We start from the raw sequence: 25,691 nt of genomic DNA on the forward strand, positions 1-25,691 counted from the left end.
ACCAAATAGGCCGCAAGCGCAAGTGAATCATGCGCCAGCAGCTATCGAATCAATAGCGATTTCAGGAGAGCGATGGGGGCCCGCGCGGCGGCAGGGGCGCAGCGGTGCGCGCTGCAATGTGCGCGGCAGGGATGGGGCGCAGGGCATGCGCCAGCGGGTGGACCACAGGCAGCTGGGCCTGCGATGCGGGAGGGGGAGCGCCCACATGCGCGCACAGCGGGCAGTCCAGCGTGTGGCTGGGCAGCTCCTTGGCGCCCTCGTCGGTCTTGACCAGCACCTTGATCGCCCCTGAGCCTGAGCAGATCAGCTCCATGGCCTGCGGGTGCACCAGCGGCGACGCAACGGCCACGCCGATCGACAACACAAACCACGCCAGCACACAGCGGGCGAGCCAGCGAAGGCTGCGGATGGTTTGGAGGGACGGCAACGACATGGAAGCGCCATTGTAGGTGCGCAGTCCGCGCCAGCCACCGTACGGGTCATCTGCGTGACCGCCCCGCACCAGGTGCGGGCCTAGGATGTGCGCTTGCCCCTACAACACATCGGAGACACACCATGCTCACACTCTGCGGCTTTTCGGCCAGCAACTACTACAACAAGGTCAAGCTTGCGCTGCTCGAAAAGGGCCTGCCGTTCACCGAAGAACTGGCCTGGGTGGGCGAGACCGATCGCAGCGCCAGCCCGCTGGGCAAGGTGCCCTACCTGCGCACGCCGCAGGGAGCGCTGTGTGAATCGGCGGTGATCGCCGACTACATCGAAGCCGCCCACCCCGATCACCCACTGATCCCGGCCGACCCCTTCCAGGCCGCCAAGGTGCGCGAGCTGATCACCTTTCTGGAGTTGCACCTGGAGCTGGTGGCTCGCAACCTGTATCCGCAGGCGTTCTTTGGCGGCACCGTGAGCGACACCGCCAAGGAAAAGGTGGGCGCACAGCTGCAGAAGAACATTGCCGCCTTCGGCCAGTTGGCAAAGTTCAGCCCCTACGTGGGCGGCGACACCTTCACGATGGCCGACTGCGCGGCCGTCGTTCACCTGCCGCTGGTCAGCTCCGCCACCAAGATCATCTACGGCAAGGACTACCTGGCCGACCTGCCTGTGCGCGACTACCTCGCCCGCATGGCCGAACGCCCTCATGTGCAGCGCGTGAATGCGGACCGCAAGACCAACACCGCCGAGATGCTGGCGCGTCCGCCCAAGCGCTGAGCCCGCCACGCAGCGGTGTCACCAGGGTGGGGACACACCGCGCGCCATCCCTTGACCTTGGTCAACCCAGCGCGCCGCGCACGGGCGCACCATGCAGGTATCCGATCACCTCGAGGAGACCCCGCATGGACAAGACCCAAGCCGCACCATTCCGCCAGCAGTTACTGGCCCAGCAATCCGAGTTGCTGGCCCAGCTGGCCGCGCAGCGCGGTGGTGTCATCGGCCGCGCCGAGGCCGCCGCCGACCACTTCGGACAACCGGAAGACCCGCGTGCCCAGGTTGCCACCGAACGCGAGCTGGAATTTGCCCTGGACGAACGCGAGACCGCACACCTGGCGGCTGTCGAGGCCGCCCTGGCCCGCATCGAAGCCGGCACCTACGGCGAGTGCACGGATTGCGGCACCCACATCACCGCCGCCCGCCTGCACGCCACGCCCGAGGCCGCACGCTGTGTGCATTGCCAGGAAAAGGCCGAGCAACACCGGCGGGCGGCATGAGCGAATGCACGCACTCAGGCTGCTTCTTTCCCGTTTTTTGTCACTCCTTTAAGAAAGCCGATTCATGAGCACTTTTCACGCCGTTGTCTGGATGGACCAATCCGAAGCCCATGTGGTGATGTTCGATCGCGAACACGCGGAAGCCCAGCGCATCAAGTCCCGCAGCCACCACAAGCACCAGGGCAAGGCCGACGACCTCGCGCCGTTTTTCGCCGATATCGCCCAGACACTGACCCACACCCGCGAGGTGCTGCTGGCCGGCCCGGGCCTGGTGCGCAACCAGTTCCGCGACTGGGCCGCCAAACACCATGCGGCCGTGGCCGGCGTGGTGGTGGACTCGGTGGCCGCAGACCACCCAACCGACGCCCAGCTGGTGGCCATGGCGCGCCAGTACTTCAAGAAGTTTGACAACATGGCCGCCGATCCGTCGGTCGCCTGACCGACCTGCAGGCCATGCCAAGGCGTGGCACTGGCTGCTATCCTCTGTGGGATGCGCAGCCTCTTTCACCTCGCCTTTCACGTCACCGACCTGGATGCCGCCCGGCGCTTTTACGGCGGCGTGCTGGGCTGCCTGGAGGGCCGAAGCACCGACACCTGGGTGGACTTCGACTTCTTCGGCCACCAGATCTCGTTGCATCTGGGCACGCCTTTTGCCAGCGCCCGCACCGGGCACGTGGGAGACCATCTGGTGCCCATGCCGCACTTCGGCGCCATCCTGGAGTTGCCCGACTGGCATGCGCTGGCCGCACGACTGAAGGCCGCCGACACCGCTTTCGTGCTGGAGCCGCAGGTGCGCTTTGAAGGCCAGCCGGGCGAACAGTGGACGATGTTCTTCCACGACCCCAGCGGCAACCCGATCGAGATCAAGGGCTTTCGCTCGCTGGACGCGGTGTACGCAACGTGAGCTACACCTTCGCGTCGGCCACCATCCTGCTCCTGCTGATCACCGATCCGCTGGGCAACATCCCCATCTTTGCCAATGCCCTGCGGGGCGTGGCGCCCGAGCGCCGGGCGCGGGTGATCCTGCGGGAGGTGCTGATTGCGTTTGCACTGCTGCTGGTGTTCCTGTTCTTCGGAGCGGAGTTCCTGCGGGTCATGAATTTGAGCGACTTGTCGCTGCAGATTGCCGGTGCCGTGGTGTTGTTTCTGATCGCACTGCGCATGATCTTTCCGTCGGCGGACGGACCACAGGCGGAGCTACCGGGCGAGCCGCTGATCGTGCCGCTGGCCATCCCCGCGCTGGCAGGCCCTTCGGCGCTGGCCACGGTGATGCTGCTGGTGGCCCAGGCCCCCGAGCGGCGATGGGAATGGGTGGGCGCACTGTGCGTCACCATGGCCGTATGTGCCGTGGTGTTGCTGCTGGCCGAACGCATCCAGCGCCTGGTGGGCGAACGCGTGGTGATGGCGTTTGAACGCCTGATGGGCCTGATCCTGGTCGCGATCTCGGTGGAGATGCTGATCCGGGGAATCAAGCAGCTGGCGCACCAGCTGTAGCCCGCGCCAGGAGCCGCTGGCCACCGCCCTCGTGTGTGCGTGGCGCCGTTCACAGCGCCCCGCAGCACCATATGGCGGCCGCTTCCTTCAGCGACGCTGCAGGATCGGCATGGTCCCCAGGGCAAACACCGAGTTGGGCACGTTGACCCGCGCCATCAAAGGGCGGGGCTTGGGTGCCAGCGGCAGCTTGGCCCGCGCAGCAGGAGCCTTCTCTTCCACGACCGTGCCCTGCTCCAGCGCCTGGGTGACAAGGTCCTGAAGCGTCACCGACTGCAGGTACTCCATCACCCGGGAGTTGAAGCTGGTCCACAGTTCTCCCGTCATGGATTTGACCTGGGCGGCCTGACTGGGCCCCAGGTTCTGCAGCTCGTCGGTCTTGAGGTTTTCTACCGCCAGGATGATTTCAGCCACCGATACCTGCTCCGCTTGCCGCGCCAGGGTATAGCCGCCACCGGGCCCTCGGGTACTGTCTACCAAGCCGGCGCGGCGCAGTGCGCTGAACAGCTGTTCAAGGTAAGACAGAGAAATCCCCTGCCGTGCGCTGATGGTGGACAAGGGCACGGGCCGCATCTTCTGGCGCAGGGCCAGGTCGGTCATGGCGGACACCGCCAGCTGTCCTCGGGTCGTGATACGCATCGTTGCTACTCCTTGTGAACACAGGCAGCTCCAGGCCGCAGCGCAGATCGCCACGGAAGCTGCCAAACGTCAATGTAGAGAATTTCATACTTCGCGTATATTCGTTTTATTGAGTTTTATTCTTCGATTTATACGAAGCATTGACAGTATGAACTTCAAGCACCTGCGCTATTTCTGGACGGTTGCCAAGGCTGGCGGTGTGATGCGGGCCGGTGAGCAGCTCAACACCACTCCGCAAACACTGTCCGGCCAGATCAAGCAGCTGGAAGAATGGCTTGGCCACGACCTGTTCCGGAAAAGGGGACGGGGACTGGAGCTGACCAGTGAGGGGCGTGTGGCCCTGGGGTATGCCGAACAGATCTTCGCGCTGGGCGACGAGCTGGAAAAATCCATCCGGCTGGCGCGTGGACAAGAGAAGCCGCTGGAATTCCGCGTGGGGGTGGCCGACTCGATCGCCAAGTCGGTGGCCTACCACCTGCTGGAGCCCGCACTGGGCATGCCGCAGCGCGTGCACATGACCTGCCATGAGGGCAAGTTCCCCGAATTGATTGCGCAGTTGAGCCTGCACCGGCTGGACCTCGTGCTGGCAGACGAGCCTGTTTCCAACAAGATCGGCGTCAAAGCCTTCAACCACCCACTGGGCACCAGCAGCATGAGTTTTCTGTGCGCTCCCGCCCTGCGGGCGCAGTTGGAGGGGCCGTTCCCCCAGTGCCTGCACGGTGCGCCCATGCTCATCCAAGGTCCCATGTCGTCCGTTCGCCAGCAACTCGACCACTGGCTGAACAAGCACCACCTGCAACCCCGTCTCGTCGGCGAGTTTGACGACAGCGCGTTGATGAATGCGTTTGGGCGGGAAGGCCGAGGCATCTTCACATCCCCCTCCGTGCTGGAAGAGGAGACCACTGCTCAGTTTGGCGTGGAGGTTATCGGCCGCTCCTCAGACTTGGTGGAGGAATTCTTTGCCATCTCCATTGAAAGGCGCATTACGCACCCCTGTGTGGTGGCCATCACCAAGGCCGCCAAGGCAGATCTGTTCGCTCACTGAGCCGGCAGGAGCGCGATGGCGCTCTGCGCAGGAGGAACAAGTTGCCATCAACACGCCAGCTCGCGCCCTCATAGAGGAGCACAAGCAACGAGTGAGAGCACAAACAAAAACGCCCACTGTGGAGTGGGCGTTTTCTTTTAGCAATGCTTGCTATGTTTTGGTTGCGCGAGAAGGATTTGAACCTCCGACCTTTGGGTTATGAGCCCAACGAGCTACCAGACTGCTCCATCGCGCGGTAAGAAATAAATTATACCCTATTATTCAGCTGCTGCCGAATTATTTTCGGTTTCTGCAGCACGATCGACCAATTCGACCAGGGCCATAGGCGCATTGTCGCCCACGCGGAAGCCCATCTTCAGAATGCGGGTGTAACCGCCAGGACGCACCTTGAAACGTGGGCCCAGGTCATTGAACAGCTTGGTCACGCTGTCACGGTCACGCAGACGGTTGAATGCCAGGCGGCGGTTGGCGACAGAATCTTCTTTGGCCAGGGTGATCATGGGCTCGATCACGCGGCGCAGTTCCTTGGCCTTGGGGACGGTGGTCTTGATGACTTCGTGCTCGATGAGCGAGTTCATCATGTTCTGCAGCATCGCGAGGCGGTGCGAGCTGGTGCGGTTGAGTTTGCGAAGGCCGTGTCCGTGGCGCATGGTGCTTTCTTTCTACTGTCTATGTAATTAAATCAGGCAGCCGTATCAGGTACTGTCCGAGGCACTGTTCCCTTGAGGGAACGAAAAGTCCCCCTTGCGGGGGACATCAAACCGGGCGCCCAAAATTTGAGCAGCCTTTGATTATAGCTTTGGCTTACCGCTTGTCCAGACCTGCTGGCGGCCAGTTCTCAAGCTTCATGCCCAAGGTGAGGCCACGCGATGCCAACACTTCCTTGATTTCGTTGAGCGACTTGCGGCCGAGGTTAGGCGTCTTGAGCAGCTCGTTCTCGGTGCGCTGAATCAGATCACCGATGTAGTAGATGTTCTCCGCCTTCAGGCAGTTGGCAGAACGCACGGTCAGTTCCAGCTCGTCCACAGGACGCAGCAGGATCGGATCGAACGTCGCATTGCCACGTGGGCCTGCGGGTGCGTCGAACGCAGCCAGCTCGCCGCCTTCCAGCTGCGCGAATACCGCCAGCTGTTCCACCAGGATCTTGGCAGATGCCCGCACGGCATCTTCGGCAGTGATCGCGCCGTTGGTCTCGATCTCGACCACCAGCTTGTCCAAGTCGGTACGCTGCTCCACACGGGCGCTTTCCACGGTGTAGCTCACACGCTTCACAGGGGAGAACGACGCGTCCAGCACGATGCGGCCAATCGATTTGGTCGATTCGTCGGCATAGCGGCGCAGATTGCCGGGCACATAGCCGCGACCCTTCTCTACCTTGATCTGCATGTCCAGCTTCCCGCCAGCAGACAGGTTGGCGATCACGTGATCAGGGTTGACGATTTCCACGTCGTGAGGGGTCTGGATGTCACGGGCAGTGACCACACCTTCGCCATCTTTGCGCAGGCTCAACGTCACTTCATCACGGTTATGGAGCTTGAACACCACACCCTTGAGGTTCAGCAGGATATTGACGACATCCTCTTGAACACCGTCAATAGACGAATACTCGTGCAGAACGCCTGCAATGGTGACTTCCGTCGCTGCGTAACCCACCATGGACGAGAGCAGGACGCGCCGAATGGCGTTGCCCAGCGTGTGGCCGTACCCACGCTCGAACGGCTCCAGTGCGACCTTGGCACGGTTGTGGCCAAGCTGCTCGACATTGATCGCCTTGGGTTTCAGCAAATTGGTTTGCATTCAGACTTCCTCTCAATACCCCCAGCTCGTTACACCGGTAAGGCTGGTGAAGCGCCTAAACCGCGATGCCTCGCGGTTCAGGGACGGTTTTCTTGAATTACGTACTCGACCGATTAGCGCGAGTACAACTCAACGATCAGCGATTCGTTGATGTCGGCGCCAAACTCATCGCGGTCTGGCACCTTCTTGAAGATGCCTTCTGCCTTATCGGCATTCACTTCCACCCATGCGGGCATGCCCACTTGAGCTGCCAGTTGCAGGGCTTCCACCACGCGATTTTGCTTCTTGGACTTTTCACGCACAGCCACCACGTCACCCGTCTTCACGAGGTACGAAGCGATGTTCACGGACTTGCCGTTCACGGTGATCGCCTTGTGCGACACCAGCTGGCGCGCTTCAGCGCGAGTGGAGCCGAAACCCATGCGGTACACGACGTTGTCGAGACGAGATTCCAACAGGAACAACAGATTGGCGCCAGTGTTGCCCTTCTTGCCTTCGGCGGCTTCGAAGTAACGGCGGAATTGCTTTTCCAGCACGCCGTACATGCGCTTGACCTTCTGCTTTTCACGCAGTTGCAGACCGTAGTCAGAGGTGCGGGCACCCGAGGTGCGGCCGTGCTGACCAGGCTTGGAGTCGAACTTGGACTTGTCAGCGATAGAGCGGCGTGCGCTCTTCAGGAACAGGTCAGTGCCTTCACGGCGGGAGAGTTTGGCCTTGGGGCCGAGGTAACGTGCCACTTGAGCTTCCTTTGTGTCATCTACCGCAAACCATTGCGGGAGCCGCCTGAGGCGCTTGCGCGTTCACAGGCGGCGGTGGGCTTAGAGAGATTAGATACGACGGCGCTTTTGAGGGCGGCAGCCGTTGTGTGGCACCGGGGTCACATCGGAGATCGATGTGATACGGATGCCCAGTGCGCCCAATGCGCGCACCGAAGACTCACGACCAGGACCTGGGCCCTTGATTTCAACGTCAAGGTTCTTGATACCTTGATCGATGGCAGCGCGACCGGCCACTTCCGAAGCCACCTGGGCTGCGAATGGGGTGGACTTGCGCGAACCCTTGAAACCTTGGCCACCGGACGAAGCCCACGACAGAGCATTGCCCTGACGGTCGGTGATCGTGATGATGGTGTTGTTGAACGAGGCGTGCACGTGTGCAATGCCGTCCGAAACATTCTTCCGGACCTTCTTGCGAACGCGCTGAGCTGCGTTATTGGCAGGAGACTTAGCCATGATGATCTTTCAATCTTTATTTCTTCAGTGCAGCTGCACCCTTGCGCGGACCCTTGCGAGTGCGAGCATTGGTACGGGTGCGCTGACCACGCATTGGCAGACCGCGGCGATGGCGGAAGCCACGATAGCAGCCGATGTCCATCAAACGCTTGATGTTCATCGTGGTTTCGCGGCGCAGGTCACCTTCAATGGTGAACTGCTCGATTTGCTCGCGAATTTTTTCCAGATCGCCGTCCGTCAGATCCTTGATCTTCTTGGAGTAAGCGATACCAGTTGCTTCGCAGATCTTGCGAGCGCGGGTGCGACCAATGCCAAAAATGGCGGTCAAACCGATTTCCGCGTGCTTGTGCGGCGGAATGTTAATGCCAGCGATACGTGCCATATGCGTCCTCTAATACTTTCCAATCAACCTTGGCGCTGCTTGTGACGCAGATCCGTGCAGATCACGCGCACCACACCCTTGCGGCGGATGATCTTGCAGTTGCGGCAGATTTTTTTGACCGAAGCCGAAACTCTCATTGCATTCTCCTAAAACTTTTCCATCCGTCCCGGCTGCTTCGCACGGAACACAATTTGTGCCCGCGAAAAATCGTGGGGCGCCAACTCAACCGATATCCAACTCTTTGCAGGCAGCGCTGGGCGCTGCCCTCGTGATGTCAACCGCCTGCACTGCCTTTGAAGTTCGCCTTCTTGAGCAGCGATTCGTACTGTTGCGACATCATGTAGTTCTGGACCTGGGCCATGAAGTCCATGGTCACCACCACGATGATCAGCAGTGAAGTTCCGCCAAAGTAAAACGGTACGTTGTACTTCAGGATCAAAAACTCCGGCAACAGACACACGAAGGTGATGTACACGGCACCGGCCAAGGTCAGGCGAACCAGGATCTTGTCGATGTAACGGGCAGTCTGTTCACCGGGACGAATGCCTGGGATGAACGCGCCACTCTTCTTCAGGTTGTCTGCTGTCTCGCGGCTGTTGAACACCAACGCCGTGTAGAAGAAGCAGAAGAAGATGATCGCAGCGGCATAGAACATCACATAGATCGGCTGACCTGGAGTCAGTGCACCCGAGATGTCCTTGAGCCAACGCATCGATTCACCAGCACTGAACCAGTTCACCACAGTCGCAGGCAGCAAGATGATCGACGACGCGAAGATCGGAGGAATCACACCAGCCATGTTCAGCTTCAAGGGCAAGTGCGATGACTGACCGCCATACACCTTGTTGCCAACTTGTCGCCGTGCATAGTTCACCAGGATCTTGCGCTGACCACGCTCCACAAACACCACGAAGTAAGTCACCAGACCCACCACGATAACGATGAAGATGGCTGCCAGGATGCTCATCGCGCCAGTACGAACCAGCTCCAGAAGACCACCGATCGAACTGGGTAACCCGGCGGCGATACCACCGAAGATCAGGATCGAAATCCCGTTGCCCAGACCACGCTCGGTGATCTGCTCACCCAACCACATCAGAAACATGGTTCCGGCCGTCAAACTGACCACCGCAGTCAGGCGGAAGCCAAAACCGGGGCTCAGAACCAAGCCAGCAGAGCTTTCGAGAGCCACGGCAATACCCAGAGACTGGAACAGGGCCAGGCCCAGGGTTCCGTAACGGGTGTATTGCGTGATCTTCCGGCGACCAGCTTCGCCTTCCTTCTTCAACTGCTCAAACGCGGGCAGCACGTAGGTCATCAGCTGCATGATGATCGATGCCGAGATGTACGGCATGATCCCCAGTGCGAACACTGTGAAACGCGACAGCGCGCCACCCGAAAACATGTTGAACAGGTTCAGGATGCCGCCCTGCTGGCCACTGAACAGCTGCTGAAGTTGGGCTGGATCGATACCAGGCACAGGGATATGAGCCCCGATGCGGTATACGACCAGCGCCAGCAACAGAAAAACCAGACGACGACGCAGGTCGCCGAATTTTCCGGTCTTTGCAATTTGAGCCGCGCTAGTAGCCACAGATGCCTTCCTTCAGTGCCACACTCAGGCGACGCTGCCGCCAGCAGCTTCGATGGCTGCCTTGGCACCAGCCGTAGCACCCACGCCAGACAGCTTGACTGCCTTGCTCAGGGAACCGCTCTTGATGACCTTGACCACCTTGGCCAGCTCGCCCACCAGACCAGCTTGCTTCAGCGCCAGCACATCCACTTCGGCCAGGCCCAGTTGGTCCAGCGCCGTCAGCGTAACTTCTGCATTGAACTTGAGCAGGTGCGACTTGAAGCCGCGCTTGGGCAAGCGGCGTTGCAGCGGCATTTGACCGCCTTCGAAGCCCACCTTGTGGTAGCCACCAGAGCGGGACTTTTGGCCCTTGTGACCACGGCCAGCGGTCTTGCCCAGGCCGGAGCCGATACCACGGCCTACGCGGCGCTTGGCATGCTTGGCGCCGTCTGCGGGCTTGATGCTATTGAGTTCCATGATCTATCTCTCAGACGATTTTGACCAGGTAGCTGATCTTGTTAATCATGCCGCGAACTTCGGGCGAATCCTTCAATTCGCTGACGCTGTTCAGCTTGCGCAGACCCAGGCCACGGACGGTGGCGCGGTGCGATTCCTTGGTGCCGATCGGGCTGCGCACCAGTTGAATCTTGACGGTTTGTTGCGTTGTCATATTCAGGCTCCGGTTCAGGCGAAGATGTCTTCGACTGTCTTGCCGCGCTTGGCTGCAACGTTCGACGGAGTCGTCGAATTGACGAGCGCGTCAAAGGTAGCACGGACCATGTTGTAGGGGTTGGACGAACCATGGCTCTTGGCCACGATGTCGGTCACACCCAGTACTTCAAAGACTGCGCGCATAGGACCGCCAGCGATGATACCGGTACCCTTGGGTGCGGGAGCCATCATCACCACCGCCGCGCCATGGTGGCCGGTCACGTTGTGATAGATGGTGCCGTTCTTCAGGGACACCTTGACCATGTTGCGGCGGGCTTCTTCCATCGCCTTTTGCACAGCAGCAGGCACTTCCTTGGACTTGCCCTTACCCATGCCCACGCGGCCATCACCGTCGCCAACCACAGTCAGTGCGGCGAAACCGAGAATACGGCCACCCTTCACGACTTTGGTCACGCGGTTGACCGCGATCATTTTTTCGCGCAGACCGTCGTCACGACCTTCGTCTTGCACTTTGGGTTGAAATTTAGCCATTTTTTATTCCGCTCCGCTTAGAACTGCAGGCCGGCTTCACGGGCTGCGTCGGCCAAAGCCTTGACGCGACCGTGGTAAGCAAAGCCTGCGCGATCAAATGCAACCTTCTCGACACCTGCAGCTTTCGCCTTTTCAGCGATACGCTTGCCGATGATCTGGGCTGCAGCGGCATTGCCACCCTTGCCCGAACCGCCGAGCGACTTGCGCACGTCGGCTTCTGCCGTCGAAGCGCTTGCCAGCACCTTGCTGCCGTCGCCGGAGATCACACTGGCGTAGATATGGAGGTTCGTACGGTTCACGGTCAGACGCGCCACGCCTTGCTGTGCAATGCGGATGCGGGTCTGGCGCGAACGACGAAGACGCTGCTCTTTCTTGGTCAACATGTTGCAGCTCCTTATTTCTTCTTGGTCTCTTTGATCGTGATCTTTTCGTCCGCGTAGCGAATGCCCTTGCCCTTGTAGGGCTCGGGTGGACGAACAGCACGGATCTCAGCGGCGATCTGACCGACGCGTTGACGATCAGCACCCTTGATCACCACTTCAGTGGGGGTAGGGGTGGCAACCGTGATACCAGCGGGCATCTCGATGTTGACCGGGTGCGAATAGCCGACGGCCAGGTTCAGCTTGGAACCGGCTGCAGCAGCCTTGTAACCCACGCCTACCAAGCTCAGCTTCTTTTCGAAACCCTTGCTGACGCCGACCACCATGTTGTTGACCAACTGGCGAATCGTGCCGCTCATGGCATTGGCTTCGCGGGAATCATTGGCAGGCTCAAAGCTGAGCTTGCCTTCATTGCTGGACACCTTCACCAGCGCGTTTTGCGCCAGCGACAGGGTGCCGCCAGAACCCTTCACGGAGATCTGGTCACTCTTCACGGACACATCCACACCTGCGGGGATGGTCACGGGCATTTTTCCTACTCGGGACATTTCAGTTTCTCCTCAATGCCGCGGGTTAGGCCACGTAGCAGAGCACTTCGCCACCGACACCGGTAGCGCGCGCCTTGCGATCGGTCATCACGCCCTTGGGCGTTGTGACAATTGCCACACCCAGACCGTTCATGACTTGTGGAATGGAATCACGGCCTTTGTAGACACGCAGACCAGGGCGGCTGACGCGCTCGATGCGCTCAATCACTGGACGGCCTGCGTAATACTTCAGGGCAATTTCGAGTTCGGACTTGCCAGCTTCGGTCTTGACCTGGAAGCCGTCGATATAACCTTCGTCCTTCAGCACCTGGGCGATGGCGATCTTCACTTTGGAAGATGGCACCAGAACCGTGGCCTTGGAGACCATCTGTGCATTACGGATGCGGGTCAGCAAGTCAGCGATGGGATCACTCATGCTCATGTTTAATCTCTCCTGCCTGCTTACCAGCTGGCCTTGGTGACACCTGGGATGTCGCCATTGAAAGCCAGTTCGCGGATCTTGGCGCGAGCCAGACCGAATTGACGGAAGGTGCCACGTGGACGACCGGTGATTTCGCAACGGTTACGCTGACGTGTGGGGTTTGCGTTGCGCGGGAGCTTTTGCAGGCCCAGACGGGCTGCATCACGCTCTTCGTCGCTGCGCTTGGCATCGCCAGCGATTGCCTTCAGTTCCGCATACTTGGTTGCGTACTTGGCTGCCAGTTTTTCGCGCTTCAGTTCGCGCTGGATCAAAGCTACTTTAGCCATGCTTCGCCTCAGTTCTTGAACGGGAAACGGAAACCAGCGAGAAGCGCCTTGGCTTCTTCGTCGGACTTGGCCGTCGTGGTGATGCTGATATTGAGACCGCGCAGGGCGTCAACCTTGTCGTACTCAATTTCAGGGAAGATGATCTGTTCTTTGACGCCGATGTTGTAGTTGCCACGGCCATCGAAGGCGCGACCGGAGATACCACGGAAGTCACGAACGCGGGGCAGCGCCACGGTCACGAAACGATCCAGGAACTCATACATCTGCACGCCACGCAGCGTGACCATGCAACCAATGGCCTGACCTTCGCGGATCTTGAAACCAGCGATAGCCTTCTTGGCCTTGGTCACCACAGGCTTCTGACCAGCAATCTTGGTCAGGTCGGCCACAGCGTTGTCCATCACCTTCTTGTCCGAGACTGCTTCGCTCACGCCCATGTTCAGGGTGATCTTGGTCAGACGGGGAACCTGCATCGGCGAGGTGTAACCGAACTGCTTGGTCAGCTCGGGAGCGATCTTGTCGCGGTAAATTTCTTGGAGTCGTGCCATGTTTACCCCTTAGGCCGCCTTGATTTCAGCGCCGCTGGACTTGAACACGCGAACGCGCGTGCCGTCAGCCTGCACCTTGATGCCCACGCGATCAGCCTTGCCAGTAGCGGCATTGAAGATAGCCACGTTGGACTGGTGAATCGGCATGGCCTTTTCGATGATGCCGCCCGTCGTACCCTTCATAGGGTTTGGCTTGGCGTGCTTCTTGACCAGGTTGATACCGTCGATGACGAGGTGAGAGTCATCCTTGCGCAGCGACACAGTGCCACGCTTGCCCTTGTCACGGCCGGTCAGCACGATGACTTCGTCGCCCTTGCGAATCTTGTTCATGGCGCGTCCTTAGAGAACTTCAGGAGCCAGGGACACGATCTTCATGAACTTCTCGGTACGCAGTTCACGCGTCACGGGTCCAAAGATGCGGGTGCCAATGGGCTCCAACTTTGCATTCAGCAACACTGCTGCGTTGCCGTCGAATTTGACGAGCGAACCGTCGCCGCGACGAATACCCTTCGCCGTGCGAACCACCACTGCGCTGTAAACCTCGCCTTTTTTGACGCGGCCACGTGGAGCGGCTTCTTTGATGCTCACCTTGATGATGTCGCCAACGCTTGCATAGCGACGCTTCGAGCCACCCAGCACCTTGATGCAAAGGACGGACTTGGCGCCGGTATTGTCGGCAACCTCTAACCGAGATTCTGTCTGGATCATTTCAATATTCCCAACTTGCACCAGAAGACAACAGCCCCAGAGAACTTCTCAAGGGCTGCAAATCAGCCAGTCAGTCTTGGGCCCGTCGTCCGCACCGCAAACCATTTGCAGCACTTCCCGCTGGGCAGAAACTTCACGTATGAAACGCGAAGCCCTCGATTATTGCAAAAGACTTTTAGGAAGTCAAGCGCGTGTTATGTGGGCACATGCAGATACTGTTGCGCCAGGGCCAGAAAGGCCTCCAGTTGCGGATCGGCGCCTAGCTCCTCGCGCAGAAGGCCTGCGACAACCGGCGCCAGCTCAATCGCCTTGCGGGCATCCAGGAACAGCAGACGCGAACGCCGCGCCAGCACATCTTCCACCGTACAGGCGTATTCGTAGCGGGCCGCAAAGCGCACCATTGCCTCCGTCAGGCCGCCCCCGAGATCCGTCTGCGCTCCGGGCATTGCCCGCACCTCAGCCGCTTCCGTGCCGTAAGAGTGCAGTCCTTGGGCATCGCTGATGCGGTGCTGTACGGGCTCCCGAGGAGTTCCCACCAACGGCAGATGATTGGTCACCCCAGCTGGTTTTTCAGGCAACAGCCCCGTGGTGAAGCATTTTTGCAACACATCTTCGGCCATTGCCCGGTAGGTGGTCCACTTTCCACCCGTCACGGTGATCAGGCCACTGCGGCTGGCCAGCACGGTGTGCTCCCGGCTGATCTTCTTGGTGTTGTCACCGTCGTCGTCCTGCGGCTTGACCAGCGGACGCAAGCCCACCCAGATGCTACGGATGTCCTCGACGCGGGGCGCGCGGGTCAGGTAGCGCGCGGATTCCTCCAGGATGAACCGCACTTCCTCCCGGAATGGCTCAGGCTCGCGCACCACATCCTGGCGCGGGCTGTCGGTGGTGCCCAGAATGAGTTTGCCCAGCCAAGGCACCGCAAACAGCACGCGGCCATCGGCCGTCTTGGGCACCATCAGCGCGTGGTCGGACGGCAAGAACTCCCGGTCCACCACAATGTGCACCCCCTGGCTGGGCGCCACCATGGGCTTGACAGGCCGACCGATGGCTTCGCCGTCCATCTGGCGCAGGGTGTCCACCCACACGCCCGTGGCGTTGACGACCGACCGAGCGCGCACCGTGAATTGCTGGCCACTGTCCGCGTCCTCGCAGACAAAACCCACAACCTTGCCAGCCTCATGAACCAGCGACCGTGCGGGACAGTAATTGACAACCAAAGCGCCCAGGCTGGCGGCCGTGCGCGCCAGCGCCAAGGCCAGGCGAGCGTCATCGAATTGGCCGTCCCAATATTTGACACTGCCCTTGAGCCCCTCGGTACGGGCGGTGGGCAGACATTGCAGGGTGCGAGCGCGCCCCAGAAACTCCGTGGCGCCCAGGCCAGCCTTGCCTGCAAGCGCGTCATACATCATCAGACCGATGCCATAAAAGGGTGTTTCCCAGAAACGGTACGACGGCATCACAAAAGGCAGCGGTTGCGCCAGATGGGGCGCGTTGTGCAGCAGCGTGGTGCGTTCATGCAGCGCCTCGCGCACCAACGCGATGTTGCCCTGGGCCAGGTAACGGACCCCGCCATGCACCAGCTTGGTCGCACGGGACGAGGTTCCTTTGGCGAAATCGTGTGAATCCACCAGCACGACGCTAAAGCCGCGCGCCGCGGCATCCAGCGCCACCCCCAGGCCCGTCGCGCCACCACCGATCACGGCGAGGTCATACTGGTGCGGCTGGGCGAGGCGGGCCAGGAGGTCGGCGCGCCGTGTAGGAAGGGGTGCGGTGGCAATGGTCATGGGGTGATTGTCCATGGGCGGAGTAGAAACCAAGGGTTTACCCTTGAATTCCTGACACTCCCGGGGTGAGAACCCGCCCCGCAGCCGCACAGGCGCCGAGGGCGGTATCGAGCAAAAAAGGCAGCCAGAGACCTTGTGAGCCCTGGCTGCCGATCAATGGTGGTTACAACCACACCTTGATCTGTGGATCAGCGCGTCTTGCCGTCCTTCCATGCCTGCAGCAGTTTGTCGTAGGCAATGGTTTCGCCCTTTGGCTTCTCATTCGCCAGCTTCTTCCAGGGCGCCTGCTTGTCGCTCAGCCACTTGTTGGGGTCGCTCTTGGGGTTGAGCTTGGGCGCGCAGTGGGCCATGCCTGCGCGTTCCAGACGGGCCATCACCTGGTCCATCTCGTCGGCCAGGGTGTCCATGGCGCCCTGGGGAGTCTTCTCGCCCGTGACCGCCTGCGCCACGTTCTTCCACCACAACTGGGCCAGCTTGGGGTAGTCGGGCACATTGGTGCCGGTAGGCGACCATGCCACGCGCGCCGGGCTGCGGTAGAACTCGACCAGGCCACCGAGCTTGGGCGCGGCGTCCGTCATGGCCTTGGACTGGATGTCGCTCTCGCGGATCGGGGTCAGGCCCGTCAGCGTTTTCTTGAGCGACGTGGTCTTGGCCGTCACGAACTGGGCGTACAGCCAGGCGGCAGCCGTCTTGTTGGCGTCATGGTCCTTGAAGAAGGTCCAGGAGCCCACGTCCTGGTAGCCGTTCTGCATGCCCTGCTTCCAGTAGGGGCCGTTGGGGCCGGGGGCCATGCGCCATTTGGGGGTGCCGTCGGCGTTCACCACGGGCAGGCCGGGCTTGGTCATGTCGGCCGTGAAGGCGGTGTACCAGAAGATCTGCTGCGCGATCTGACCTTGTGCGGGCACGGGGCCGGCTTCGCCGAAGGTCATGCCTGTGGCTTCCTTGGGCGCGTACTTCTTCATCCAGTCCACGTACTTGGTCAGCGCATACACGGCTGCGGGCGAGTTGGTCGCACCGCCACGGGCCACGCTGGCGCCCACGGGCGTGCACTTGTCGTCCGCCACGCGGATGCCCCATTCGTCGATCGGCAGGCCGTTGGGCGCGCCGATGTCGGCAGAGCCCGCCATGGACAGCCATGCGTCGGTGAAACGCCAGCCCAGGGAGGGGTCCTTCTTGCCGTAGTCCATGTGGCCATAGATAGGCTTGCCATCGATGTTCTTCACGTCGTTGGTGAAGAACTCGGCGATGTCCTCATAGGCGCTCCAGTTGAGCGGCACACCCAGGTCGTAGCCATACTTGGCCTTGAACTTGTCCTTGATGTCCTTGCGGTCGAACAGGTCGGCGCGGAACCAGTACAGGTTGGCGAACTGCTGGTCGGGCAACTGGTACAGCTTGCCGTCTGGCCCGGTCGTGAACTTGGTGCCGATGTAGTCCTTGATGTCGATGCCGGGGTTGGTCCACTCCTTGCCTGCACCGCCCATGTAGTCGGTCAGGTTCATGATCTTGCCGTAGCGGTAGTGCGTTCCGATCAGGTCCGAGTCCGAGATCCAGCCGTCATAGATGGACTTGCCCGACTGCATGGAGGTCTGCAGCTTCTCGACCACGTCACCCTCCTGGATCAGGTCGTGCTTGACCTTGATGCCGGTGATTTCCTCAAACGCCTTGGCGAGCGTCTTGGATTCGTATTCGTGGGTGGTGATGGTCTCGGACACCACCGAGATTTCCTTCACACCCTTGGCCTGCAGCTTCTTGGCCGCGTCCATGAACCACTTCATTTCGGCCATCTGCTGGTCTTTACTCAGCGTGGAGGGCTGGAACTCGGTGTCGATCCATTTTTTGGCCTCCGCCTCGCCCGCCATGGCGGCCTGACCCGTCATGACCGCCACTGCCAGTGCCAGCGCTGTGTACCGCGTCTTCATAGTGCCTGTCTCCTCATAGTCATCTCCCCTTTGGATGCAAGGGTCACGCGGCTCCGGGGAAGGGTTGAGCCGCGCGACGGGAACCATTGAAACCAAAGCTGCCTGCAAACACCTCACCCCTTGCGCAGGATGAGCAGCAGCAGCGCCATCGACAACACAAAGCTGATCCAGATCGACGGGTCGCCCTGCAGGCTGAACCACTGGGCCAGCTTGCCGCTGACGCCGACAAAAATCAGATTCACGTAGGCCGCCGACAACAACCCAATGAACAGCCGATCACCGCGCGTCGTCTCCAGCGGCAAAAAACCCTTGCGCATCGTCGTGGGCGACTTGATCTCCCACATCGTCATGCCGATCAGCATCAGCACGATGCAAATGAAGAACACCGCCACGGGCAGCGTCCAGGCCATCCAATCAAACATGTCGCTGCCTCCTCAAACCCGCCCCATCGCAAAGCCTTTTGCGATGTAGTGGCGAACAAACCAGATCACGATCGCACCCGGCACGATGGTCAGCACGCCAGCGGCGGCCAGCGTAGCCCAGTCCATGCCCGAGGCGCTCACGGTGCGCGTCATGGTGGCCACGATGGGCTTGGCATTCACGCTGGTCAGCGTGCGCGCCAGCAGCAGTTCCACCCAGCTGAACATGAAGCAGAAGAACGCCGCCACGCCCACACCAGCCTTGATGAGCGGCAGGAAAATGGTCATGAAAAAGCGTGGAAAGCTGTAGCCATCGATATAGGCCGTCTCATCGATCTCGCGCGGAATACCGCTCATGAAGCCTTCCAGAATCCACACCGCCAGCGGTACGTTGAACAGCAGGTGTGCCAGTGCCACGGCAATGTGCGTGTCCATCAACCCCACGGTGGTGTAGAGCTGAAAGAACGGCAGCAGGAACACGGCGGGCGGTGTCATACGGTTGGTCAGCAGCCAGAAGAACACATGCTTGTCGCCCAGAAACTGGTAACGGCTGAAGGCATAAGCAGCGGGCAGCGCCACGGTGAGCGAGATGACCGTGTTGATGCCCACATAGATCAGGCTGTTGATGTAGCCTGAATACCAGGACTCGTCGGTGAAGATGGTCTTGTAGTTGTCCCACGTGAAATGCTGGGGAAAAAACGAGAACGTCGAGAGAATCTCCGCGTTGGTCTTGAAGCTCATGTTGACCATCCAGTAGATGGGCAACACGGCGAAGACTAGGTAGGCAACGAGAAAAATCGACCGCTTCTGGAAGCGCTTTTCATTCATGGCCGGCTCCTTCGTTGCTGGCGGTACCCACGCGCTGCATCCAGTTGTAGAGGATGAAGCACAGCAGCAGGATGATGAAGAAATAGATCAGCGAGAACGCTGCGGCAGGGCCCAGGTCGAACTGGCCCACGGCCTTGGTCGTCAAGTACTGGCTCAGGAACGTGGTGGCATTGCCCGGCCCGCCGCCGGTCAGCACGAACGGCTCGGTGTAGATCATGAAGCTGTCCATGAAGCGCAGCAGCACCGCAATCATCAGCACGCCACGCATCTTGGGCAGCTGGATGTAGCGGAACACCGCGAACTTGCTGGCGCCATCGATGCGTGCCGCCTGGTAGTACGCGTCGGGGATGGAGCGCAACCCGGCAAAGGCCAGCAGCGCGACCAGCGGCGTCCAGTGCCACACATCCATCAGCAACACCGTGAGCCAGGCCTGCGTGGCGTTGCCGGTGTAGCTGTATTCGATGCCCACCTCTTGCAGCAGCCTGCCCATAAGGCCGATATCGGCACGGCCATAGATCTGCCAGATGGTGCCCACCACGTTCCAGGGAATCAGCAACGACAGCGCCACCACCACCAGTACGGCGGACGACTTCCAGCCCTGCGCAGGCATGGACAGTGCCAGCAGGATGCCCAGCGGAATCTCCACCGCCAGCACAGCCAGCGAGAAGGTGAGCTGGCGCAGCAGCGCGGCGTGCAGTTCCTCGTCGCGCATCACCTGTACGAACCATTCCGTGCCCACGAAGACGCGGCGCTCGGGGCTGATGATGTCCTGCACCGAGTAGTTCACCACCGTCATCAGCGGCAGGATGGCCGAGAAGGCCACACACAAAATCACGGGCAGGATCAGGAACCAGGCCTTCTGGTTCACAGGTTTGGTCGTGGTACTCATTGGAAACCTCCGTGCTGCGCACTGCGGTGCTGAGTGCTTTCGGGCGGCCGGGCGGCGCTCATGGGGCGACCTCCGCGGTCAGCAACTGCTCGTTCTGGTAGAAGCAGGTGTGGGTTCCCAGCACCTGCAGCCATGCCGTGTGACCGGCCGATGGCAGCCGCGTCTCGGGCGTGAAGCGCGCCTTGACGGTGTGCTCGCCCACCTTGGCGGTCAGCATCTGGTAGGTGCCGATGTCCTGCACTTGCACCACCTTGCAAGGCAATGCGCCCGGCTGCTGCGGCTGGGCCAGCGCCAGGTATTCGGGCCGGATGCCGACCTGAAGGGCCCCGTTTGGCAGCGCACGGCCCACGGGGCTGGCCAGGCGGTGCCCGGCCACGGTGAGGCTGTCGCCCTCGCTGTGCGCAGGCAAAAAGTTCATGCCCGGCGAGCCAATGAAGTGCCCCACAAAAGTGTGCGCAGGCCGCTCGAACAAGGCATCGGCCGACCCCACCTGCACGGCTTTGCCGCGCGTCATCACCACCACCTGGTCGGCAAAGGTCAGCGCCTCCACCTGGTCGTGGGTCACGTAGATCAGCGTGAGCTTGAGTTCGTGGTGGATCTGCTTGAGCTTGCGGCGCAGCTGCCACTTGAGGTGCGGGTCGATCACCGTGAGCGGTTCGTCGAACAGCACGGCCGCCACATCGGCACGCACCAGTCCACGGCCCAGAGAGATCTTCTGCTTGGCGTCGGCCGCGAGGCCTGCCGCGCGCTGGTTGAGCTGGCCGCTCATTTCCAGCATCTCGGCGATCACGCCCACACGCTGCTTGATCTGGTCCTCGGGCACCTTGCGGTTGCGCAGCGGGAAGGCCAGGTTCTCGGCCACCGTCATAGTGTCGTAGATCACCGGGAACTGGAACACCTGGGCAATGTTGCGCTCCTGGGGGCTGGCGCGCGTCACGTCACGCCCGTCAAACAGCACCTTGCCGTGCGACGGTACGAGCAGGCCCGACATGATGTTGAGCATGGTGGTCTTGCCACAGCCCGAGGGGCCGAGCAGCGCATAGGCACCACCGTCCTCGAACTCCATCTTCAAAGGCAGCAGCGCGTAGTCGCCGTCCTGCTGCGGGTTGGGCTTGTACGAATGCGCCAAGTCCAGGCTGATGCGGGCCATTTCAGCGCCCTCCTTGTGCAGTAGCGGGCCGTGCGGGCGCCCATGCCAGTCGGCCGTCGGCACCAAACACATAGACCTGGGCAGGGTCCAGGTGCAGCGTGATGGGCGTGCCGAGTTCAAAGTAATGCACACCGGTCAACTGCGCCACCAAGTCACCCCAGGGTGTGGCCGCGTGCACAAAGGTGTCGGAGCCCGAAATTTCGGCCAGCTCGACCACTCCGCCCACGCTGATGTCACCCGGGCGGGCCACCACGCGCAGCGCACTGGCGCGCACGCCTGCCGTGAGCCCTGCCGCCGTGGCCACCCCTTGCGGCAGATGCACGGCCAGCTCCACCCCACCCTGCAGACGCACCCCGGAAGGGGCCGCCGAGGCAGCAATGAGGTTCATGGGCGGGTCGCTGAAAGCGCGCGCCACACGCAGCGAATTGGGGGAATGAAACACCTCGGCGGTGGGGCCATACTGCAGCAACTGACCTTCGTCGAGCACTGCGGTGTAGCCACCCAACAGCAGGGCCTCGCCCGGCTCGGTGGTTGCATAGACCACGGTGGACTGGCCGGCGGCAAACAGCTGGGTCAACTCCTCGCGCAGTTCTTCGCGCAGCTTGTAGTCCAGGTTCACCAGCGGCTCGTCCAGCAGCATCAGCGGCGCACCCTTGGCCAGCGCACGCGCCAGCGCCACACGCTGCTGCTGCCCGCCGGAGAGTTCGGCCGGGTAACGATCCAGAAACATGTCGATGTGCAGGCGGCTCGCGATCTCGCGCACCCTGGCGTCGATGTTCTTTTCACCGCGCAGCTTCAGGGGCGACGCAATGTTGGCCGCCACCTTCATCGAGGGGTAGTTGATGAACTGCTGGTAGACCATGGCCACATTGCGGTCGCGCACGGGCATGCCAGTCACATCCACACCATCGACCTTGACGGTGCCCGACGTGGGCGTATCCAGCCCGGCCATGATGCGCATCAGGCTGGTCTTGCCCGCCTGGGTCGCTCCCAGCAATACCGTCACGGCATTGGGCTGCAGCGACAGGTTCATGTCGTACAGCCAGGTCTGCGCCCCGACTTTTTTGCTGATGCTGTCCAACGCCAGCTGCATGAAGCATCCTCTTCCGGCCCTGAGGCCTGTGTGAAAGGGCTGCACACACGCACGGCAGCCCTCAAATTTCGATCTTTTTCATTTTTGTTCCTTTTTGTTCGAATCGAATCAAGGTTTACCCTTAATCAATTCGTTTTTGTTCGATTTACAGTCTTTAGCGTGCCACCGGGCACCAAAGCGAATGTTTCAGATTCGTTACGATTCGGTGACATAACACTGCGCACAACACCCCACCGTGAACACCAATCCCCGCCAACTCCAACTCCTCGAAGAAGTGCGCGCGCGCAAGTCCGCCACGGTGGAACAACTTGCCGACACCCTGGGGGTCACGCTGCAGACGGTGCGCCGCGATGTGCAGCGCCTGGCGGAGTCGGGACTGCTCACGCGCTTTCATGGCGGCGTGCGCGTGCCCAGCTCCACGGTGGAGAACCTGGCGCACACCCAGCGCGAAAACCTGCATGCCGAAGGCAAAGCGCGCATTGCCCGCGCCGTGGCCGAACAGGTACCCAACGACTGCTCGCTGATCCTGAACATCGGCACCACCACCGAGGCCATTGCCAAGGCGCTGCTGCACCACCGGGGCCTGCGCGTGATCACCAACAACCTCAACGTGGCCGCGATCCTGAGCGGCAACCCCGAGTGCGAGGTCATCGTGGCCGGCGGCGTGGTGCGCGCCCGTGACCGGGGCATCGTGGGCGAAGCGGCGGTGGACTTCATCCGCCAGTTCAAGGTGGACATTGCGCTCATCGGCATTTCGGGCATCGAGCCGGACGGGTCGCTGCGCGACTTCGACTACCGCGAGGTGAAGGTGGCGCAAACCATCATCGAGCACGCGCGGGAGGTCTGGCTGGCGGCCGACTTCAGCAAGTTCAACCGCCCGGCGATGGTGCAACTGGCCACGCTGGCGCAGATCGACCGCCTGTTCACCGACGCACCGCCGCCCGAGCCCTTCCCGGCCCTTCTGCAAGATGCTGAAGTCATCTGCACGGTAGCTGCGTAGCTTCACCTATCCTTTGCCCTCATGACCTACCTGCTCGCTCTCGACCAAGGCACCTCCAGCTCCCGCAGCATCGTTTTTGACGAAGGCGGCCACATCGTGGCGCAGGCGCAGCTGGAGCTGCCGCAGATCTACCCCCAGCCCGGCTGGGTGGAGCACGACCCGCTGGAGATCTGGCGCACCCAGCTCGCCACCGCACGCGATGCGCTGGCCAAGGCGGGCATTGCGGCCAGCGACATACGCGCTGTCGGCATCACCAACCAGCGCGAAACCACCGTGCTGTGGAACCGCCAGACCGGGCAGCCCGTGCACCACGCCATCGTGTGGCAGGACCGGCGCGCCGAACCCGCCTGCGCCCAGCTGCGCGAACAAGGCCATGCCGCCACCATCCAGGCCAAGACGGGCCTGCTGGTGGACGCCTACTTCTCCGGCACCAAACTGCAGTGGATGCTGGACCATGTGCCTGGCGCGCGGCAAGCGGCCGAGCGCGGCGAGCTGGCCTTCGGCACGGTGGACAGCTGGCTGATGTGGAAGCTCACCCACGGCAAAGTGCACGTGACGGATGTGAGCAACGCCTCGCGCACCATGCTGTTCAATGTGCACACCAACCAGTGGGACGACGAGCTGCTGGCGCTGCTGCGCATTCCCAAGGCGCTGATGCCCGAGGTGCTGCCGTCCAGCGCCCACTTTGGCGACATCGCGGCCGACCTGCTGGGCCACGCCATCCGCATTGGCGGCGTGGCGGGCGACCAGCAAAGCGCGCTGTTCGGACAGGCCTGTTTCACCGCTGGCATGGCCAAGAACACCTATGGCACGGGCTGCTTCATGCTCATGCACACGGGCGGCACGTTCCAGACCTCGCAGAACGGCCTGCTCACCACCAGCGCAGCGCAGGCGACGGCGCAACCTGAATTTGCGATGGAAGGCAGTGTGTTTGTCGGCGGCGCGGTGGTGCAGTGGCTGCGCGACGGGCTGCGCGCCATCTCCACCAGCAACGAGGTGGAGTCACTGGCCCAAAGCGTGCCCGATTCGGGCGGCGTGATGATGGTGCCCGCCTTCACCGGCCTGGGCGCGCCCTACTGGAAGCCTGACGCACGCGGCACCATCACGGGCCTCACGCGTGGCACCACGCTGGGCCACATCGCGCGCGCGGCGCTCGAAAGCATTGCCTACCAGAGCGCCGCCCTGCTGCTGGCCATGAGCCGCGACGCCGTGGCCGCCGGCGGCGCCCCGGTGAGCGAGCTGCGTGTGGACGGCGGCGCCTGCATCAACGACTTGCTGATGCAGTTCCAGGCCGACCTGCTGGGCATCCCGGTGGTGCGGCCTGCAGTCATCGAGACCACCGCTTTGGGCGCAGCCTACCTGGCAGGGCTGTCGAGCGGCGTGTACCGCAGCACGGATGAACTCTCGCGGCTGTGGCGCGCCGACCGCCGCTTTGTGCCCACGCTCGGCAGCGCGCGTGCGCAGGAGCTGATGGCGAACTGGGAACACGCCGTGCGCCAAACTGTCGCAGAGTAGCCCCCCCTGAGTCGCCTTCGGCGCCGTCCCCCCCCGCTCTCGCATCGCTGCGCGTTGCGGGCGGGGGGACGCTCCCAGCGCCCCTACCTGGGAATGCTGGCAGCCCTTGCGCGGGAGCACTGGCATGGGGGCCGCGCCAGTTGCGCAGGCCATTCGGACAATCACAGGTCTCCGGCGCTACCATGGCGCCTCCCTTTCTCGCCTGACCGTAGCATGACCTCCTCCGCTTCCGCCGCAGCAAACTCCCAACTCCCCACCATCGCCTTCATCGGCGGCGGCAACATGGCCAGCGCCATCATCGGCGGGCTGATCCGCCAGGGCCACCCGGCCAGCCAGATCGAGGTGGTCGAGCCCTACGCCCCCACGCGCGAGGCGTTGCTCAAGAACTTTGGACTCACGGCGCAGCCCGAGGCGGGCGCCGCACTGCAGCGCGCCAGCATCGTGGTCTGGGCCGTCAAGCCCCAGACCTTCAAGGACGCCGCCGCGCAGGCCAAGGCGCACACCCAGCAGGCCCTGCACCTGAGCGTGGCGGCGGGCATCCGCTCGGACAGCATCGCCCAGTGGCTGGGCACCGAGCGCATCGTGCGCACCATGCCCAACACGCCCGCGCTGGTGGGCAAGGGCATGAGCGCGATCTACGCACGCCCCGCCGTGACCAGCGCCGAACGCCAGAGCGTGGAGTCCATCATGGCGTCCACCGGCGAATTCTTGTGGGTAGAGAGCGAGACCCAGCTGGACGCTGTCACCGCCCTCTCGGGCTCGGGCCCGGCCTATGTGTTCTATTTCCTCGAAGCCATGACGCGCGCCGGTGTGGGCATGGGCCTGACCGAAGCGCAGGCGCACCAGCTGGCCGTGGGCACCTTTGTGGGCGCCTCGGAGCTGGCCCGCCGCTCGGACGAGCCCCCGGCCGTGCTGCGTGAACGCGTCACCTCCAAGGGCGGCACCACCTATGCCGCCCTGCAGTCGATGGAAGCCAGCGGCGTGTCGCAGGCGTTCGAGGCCGCCATGCGCGCGGCCGAAAAACGTGCCAACGAATTGGGCAACGAGTTCGGATCTTGATGTTTTGGGGCGGTAGCGCTAGTCGATCAAGCGCCGACC

At 61.9% G+C, this 25,691-nt stretch carries 35 protein-coding genes and 1 tRNA gene; 9 read left to right on the forward strand and 27 right to left on the reverse strand.

Annotated features, from left to right (window positions below):
* Window positions 1-61: 61 nt before the first annotated feature.
* Window positions 62-433 (reverse strand): DUF2946 family protein, encoded by a 372-nt coding sequence (locus tag C8C96_RS01325; RefSeq protein ID WP_199737423.1) that lies wholly within the window; start codon window positions 431-433, stop codon window positions 62-64.
* Window positions 434-555: 122 nt separating this feature from the next.
* Here C8C96_RS01325 and C8C96_RS01330 point away from each other — a divergent pair, with 122 nt between their 5' ends.
* The 5 genes from C8C96_RS01330 (at window position 556) to C8C96_RS01350 (ending at window position 3,194) form a co-directional block, all read left to right on the forward strand.
* Window positions 556-1,203 carry a glutathione S-transferase gene (locus tag C8C96_RS01330; RefSeq protein ID WP_108498674.1) on the forward strand — a complete coding sequence of 216 codons (648 nt, stop codon included), beginning with the start codon at window positions 556-558 and terminating at the stop codon, window positions 1,201-1,203.
* A 125-nt stretch (window positions 1,204-1,328) separates the two neighbouring features.
* Window positions 1,329-1,700 carry a TraR/DksA family transcriptional regulator gene (locus C8C96_RS01335; protein ID WP_056747886.1) on the forward strand — a complete coding sequence of 124 codons (372 nt, stop codon included), beginning with the start codon at window positions 1,329-1,331 and terminating at the stop codon, window positions 1,698-1,700.
* 64 nt (window positions 1,701-1,764) lie between these two features.
* Window positions 1,765-2,139 carry a hypothetical protein gene (locus C8C96_RS01340; RefSeq protein ID WP_099729098.1) on the forward strand — a complete coding sequence of 125 codons (375 nt, stop codon included), beginning with the start codon at window positions 1,765-1,767 and terminating at the stop codon, window positions 2,137-2,139.
* A gap of 51 nt (window positions 2,140-2,190) precedes the next feature.
* Window positions 2,191-2,604, forward strand: a complete 414-nt coding sequence (locus C8C96_RS01345) for a VOC family protein (protein ID WP_056065399.1) — start codon at window positions 2,191-2,193, stop codon at window positions 2,602-2,604.
* Window positions 2,601-3,194: a MarC family protein gene (locus tag C8C96_RS01350; RefSeq protein ID WP_015016008.1), complete on the forward strand. Its 594-nt coding sequence runs from the start codon at window positions 2,601-2,603 to the stop codon at window positions 3,192-3,194. Before C8C96_RS01345 ends, C8C96_RS01350 begins: the two co-directional genes overlap by 4 nt.
* Window positions 3,195-3,281: 87 nt before the next feature.
* Here C8C96_RS01350 and C8C96_RS01355 read toward each other — a convergent pair whose 3' ends face one another.
* Entirely contained in the window at window positions 3,282-3,830 is a 549-nt protein-coding gene (locus C8C96_RS01355) for an Rrf2 family transcriptional regulator (RefSeq protein WP_056065396.1), read from the reverse strand.
* Between the two features lie 148 nt (window positions 3,831-3,978).
* Here C8C96_RS01355 and nhaR point away from each other — a divergent pair, with 148 nt between their 5' ends.
* The gene (gene nhaR / locus C8C96_RS01360) at window positions 3,979-4,875 is read left to right on the forward strand and encodes a transcriptional activator NhaR (protein WP_099729096.1); all 897 of its coding nucleotides are present in this window, start codon (window positions 3,979-3,981) and stop codon (window positions 4,873-4,875) included.
* 158 nt (window positions 4,876-5,033) lie between these two features.
* Here nhaR and C8C96_RS01365 read toward each other — a convergent pair.
* The 25 genes from C8C96_RS01365 to C8C96_RS01485 form a co-directional block, all read right to left on the reverse strand.
* Window positions 5,034-5,110, reverse strand: a tRNA-Met gene (locus tag C8C96_RS01365).
* A 22-nt stretch (window positions 5,111-5,132) separates the two neighbouring features.
* Window positions 5,133-5,525 (reverse strand): 50S ribosomal protein L17, encoded by a 393-nt coding sequence (gene rplQ, locus C8C96_RS01370; RefSeq protein WP_008906513.1) that lies wholly within the window; start codon window positions 5,523-5,525, stop codon window positions 5,133-5,135.
* 154 nt (window positions 5,526-5,679) lie between these two features.
* The gene (rpoA, locus tag C8C96_RS01375; RefSeq protein ID WP_005793666.1) at window positions 5,680-6,672 is read right to left on the reverse strand and encodes a DNA-directed RNA polymerase subunit alpha; all 993 of its coding nucleotides are present in this window, start codon (window positions 6,670-6,672) and stop codon (window positions 5,680-5,682) included.
* A 113-nt stretch (window positions 6,673-6,785) separates the two neighbouring features.
* Window positions 6,786-7,409, reverse strand: a complete 624-nt coding sequence (rpsD, locus tag C8C96_RS01380) for a 30S ribosomal protein S4 (protein ID WP_055395681.1) — start codon at window positions 7,407-7,409, stop codon at window positions 6,786-6,788.
* Between the two features lie 90 nt (window positions 7,410-7,499).
* Window positions 7,500-7,904: a 30S ribosomal protein S11 gene (rpsK, locus tag C8C96_RS01385; RefSeq protein WP_005793662.1), complete on the reverse strand. Its 405-nt coding sequence runs from the start codon at window positions 7,902-7,904 to the stop codon at window positions 7,500-7,502.
* A 16-nt stretch (window positions 7,905-7,920) separates the two neighbouring features.
* Window positions 7,921-8,286 (reverse strand): 30S ribosomal protein S13, encoded by a 366-nt coding sequence (rpsM, locus tag C8C96_RS01390; RefSeq protein WP_008906516.1) that lies wholly within the window; start codon window positions 8,284-8,286, stop codon window positions 7,921-7,923.
* Window positions 8,287-8,309: 23 nt separating this feature from the next.
* The gene (rpmJ, locus tag C8C96_RS01395; RefSeq protein WP_005793651.1) at window positions 8,310-8,423 is read right to left on the reverse strand and encodes a 50S ribosomal protein L36; all 114 of its coding nucleotides are present in this window, start codon (window positions 8,421-8,423) and stop codon (window positions 8,310-8,312) included.
* Window positions 8,424-8,560: 137 nt separating this feature from the next.
* Complete coding sequence (gene secY / locus C8C96_RS01400) at window positions 8,561-9,880, reverse strand: preprotein translocase subunit SecY (RefSeq protein WP_056065391.1); 1,320 nt, start codon at window positions 9,878-9,880, stop codon at window positions 8,561-8,563.
* A 24-nt stretch (window positions 9,881-9,904) separates the two neighbouring features.
* Complete coding sequence (gene rplO / locus C8C96_RS01405) at window positions 9,905-10,336, reverse strand: 50S ribosomal protein L15 (protein WP_056065387.1); 432 nt, start codon at window positions 10,334-10,336, stop codon at window positions 9,905-9,907.
* Between the two features lie 10 nt (window positions 10,337-10,346).
* Window positions 10,347-10,529, reverse strand: a complete 183-nt coding sequence (gene rpmD, locus C8C96_RS01410) for a 50S ribosomal protein L30 (RefSeq protein WP_005793644.1) — start codon at window positions 10,527-10,529, stop codon at window positions 10,347-10,349.
* 14 nt (window positions 10,530-10,543) lie between these two features.
* Entirely contained in the window at window positions 10,544-11,062 is a 519-nt protein-coding gene (gene rpsE / locus C8C96_RS01415; protein ID WP_015016014.1) for a 30S ribosomal protein S5, read from the reverse strand.
* 17 nt (window positions 11,063-11,079) lie between these two features.
* A complete protein-coding gene (gene rplR / locus C8C96_RS01420; RefSeq protein ID WP_005793639.1) occupies window positions 11,080-11,445 on the reverse strand; it encodes a 50S ribosomal protein L18 in 366 nt (121 codons plus the stop codon).
* Between the two features lie 11 nt (window positions 11,446-11,456).
* Entirely contained in the window at window positions 11,457-11,990 is a 534-nt protein-coding gene (gene rplF / locus C8C96_RS01425; RefSeq protein ID WP_056065384.1) for a 50S ribosomal protein L6, read from the reverse strand.
* A gap of 25 nt (window positions 11,991-12,015) precedes the next feature.
* Window positions 12,016-12,411, reverse strand: a complete 396-nt coding sequence (gene rpsH / locus C8C96_RS01430; protein ID WP_005793636.1) for a 30S ribosomal protein S8 — start codon at window positions 12,409-12,411, stop codon at window positions 12,016-12,018.
* A gap of 20 nt (window positions 12,412-12,431) precedes the next feature.
* On the reverse strand, window positions 12,432-12,737 hold the full coding sequence (gene rpsN, locus C8C96_RS01435; protein ID WP_015016017.1) for a 30S ribosomal protein S14: 306 nt from the start codon (window positions 12,735-12,737) through the stop codon (window positions 12,432-12,434).
* 8 nt (window positions 12,738-12,745) lie between these two features.
* The gene (rplE, locus tag C8C96_RS01440) at window positions 12,746-13,285 is read right to left on the reverse strand and encodes a 50S ribosomal protein L5 (protein ID WP_005793632.1); all 540 of its coding nucleotides are present in this window, start codon (window positions 13,283-13,285) and stop codon (window positions 12,746-12,748) included.
* Window positions 13,286-13,294: 9 nt separating this feature from the next.
* A complete protein-coding gene (gene rplX, locus C8C96_RS01445; RefSeq protein WP_008906524.1) occupies window positions 13,295-13,615 on the reverse strand; it encodes a 50S ribosomal protein L24 in 321 nt (106 codons plus the stop codon).
* A gap of 9 nt (window positions 13,616-13,624) precedes the next feature.
* Window positions 13,625-13,993 (reverse strand): 50S ribosomal protein L14, encoded by a 369-nt coding sequence (gene rplN, locus C8C96_RS01450; RefSeq protein WP_007861702.1) that lies wholly within the window; start codon window positions 13,991-13,993, stop codon window positions 13,625-13,627.
* A gap of 194 nt (window positions 13,994-14,187) precedes the next feature.
* Window positions 14,188-15,780, reverse strand: coding sequence for a glycerol-3-phosphate dehydrogenase/oxidase (locus C8C96_RS01455; RefSeq protein ID WP_121943824.1), 1,593 nt, complete (start codon window positions 15,778-15,780; stop codon window positions 14,188-14,190).
* Between the two features lie 188 nt (window positions 15,781-15,968).
* Window positions 15,969-17,699 carry an ABC transporter substrate-binding protein gene (locus tag C8C96_RS01460; RefSeq protein ID WP_056065378.1) on the reverse strand — a complete coding sequence of 577 codons (1,731 nt, stop codon included), beginning with the start codon at window positions 17,697-17,699 and terminating at the stop codon, window positions 15,969-15,971.
* Window positions 17,700-17,812: 113 nt separating this feature from the next.
* The gene (locus C8C96_RS01465) at window positions 17,813-18,121 is read right to left on the reverse strand and encodes a DUF2160 domain-containing protein (protein WP_121941178.1); all 309 of its coding nucleotides are present in this window, start codon (window positions 18,119-18,121) and stop codon (window positions 17,813-17,815) included.
* 12 nt (window positions 18,122-18,133) lie between these two features.
* On the reverse strand, window positions 18,134-18,946 hold the full coding sequence (locus C8C96_RS01470) for a carbohydrate ABC transporter permease (protein WP_121941179.1): 813 nt from the start codon (window positions 18,944-18,946) through the stop codon (window positions 18,134-18,136).
* The gene (locus C8C96_RS01475) at window positions 18,939-19,835 is read right to left on the reverse strand and encodes a carbohydrate ABC transporter permease (RefSeq protein ID WP_056065369.1); all 897 of its coding nucleotides are present in this window, start codon (window positions 19,833-19,835) and stop codon (window positions 18,939-18,941) included. The genes C8C96_RS01470 and C8C96_RS01475 overlap by 8 nt, the downstream gene beginning before the upstream one ends.
* A 58-nt stretch (window positions 19,836-19,893) precedes the next feature.
* Entirely contained in the window at window positions 19,894-20,985 is a 1,092-nt protein-coding gene (locus C8C96_RS01480; protein ID WP_121941180.1) for an ABC transporter ATP-binding protein, read from the reverse strand.
* 1 nt (window position 20,986) lies between these two features.
* Window positions 20,987-22,078, reverse strand: coding sequence for an ABC transporter ATP-binding protein (locus C8C96_RS01485; protein WP_056065364.1), 1,092 nt, complete (start codon window positions 22,076-22,078; stop codon window positions 20,987-20,989).
* Window positions 22,079-22,313: 235 nt separating this feature from the next.
* Between C8C96_RS01485 and C8C96_RS01490 the strand changes: the two genes are divergently transcribed.
* The 3 genes from C8C96_RS01490 to proC all read left to right on the forward strand — a co-directional run bounded on the left by C8C96_RS01490 (window position 22,314) and on the right by proC (window position 25,652).
* Window positions 22,314-23,078: a DeoR/GlpR family DNA-binding transcription regulator gene (locus C8C96_RS01490; RefSeq protein WP_056065359.1), complete on the forward strand. Its 765-nt coding sequence runs from the start codon at window positions 22,314-22,316 to the stop codon at window positions 23,076-23,078.
* A gap of 21 nt (window positions 23,079-23,099) precedes the next feature.
* Window positions 23,100-24,593 (forward strand): glycerol kinase GlpK, encoded by a 1,494-nt coding sequence (gene glpK / locus C8C96_RS01495; RefSeq protein WP_121941181.1) that lies wholly within the window; start codon window positions 23,100-23,102, stop codon window positions 24,591-24,593.
* Between the two features lie 213 nt (window positions 24,594-24,806).
* Window positions 24,807-25,652 carry a pyrroline-5-carboxylate reductase gene (proC, locus tag C8C96_RS01500; protein WP_121941182.1) on the forward strand — a complete coding sequence of 282 codons (846 nt, stop codon included), beginning with the start codon at window positions 24,807-24,809 and terminating at the stop codon, window positions 25,650-25,652.
* Window positions 25,653-25,691: the final 39 nt, after the last annotated feature.

This window comes from Acidovorax sp. 100 (assembly GCF_003688355.1).
GTDB lineage: Bacteria > Pseudomonadota > Gammaproteobacteria > Burkholderiales > Burkholderiaceae_C > Acidovorax > Acidovorax delafieldii.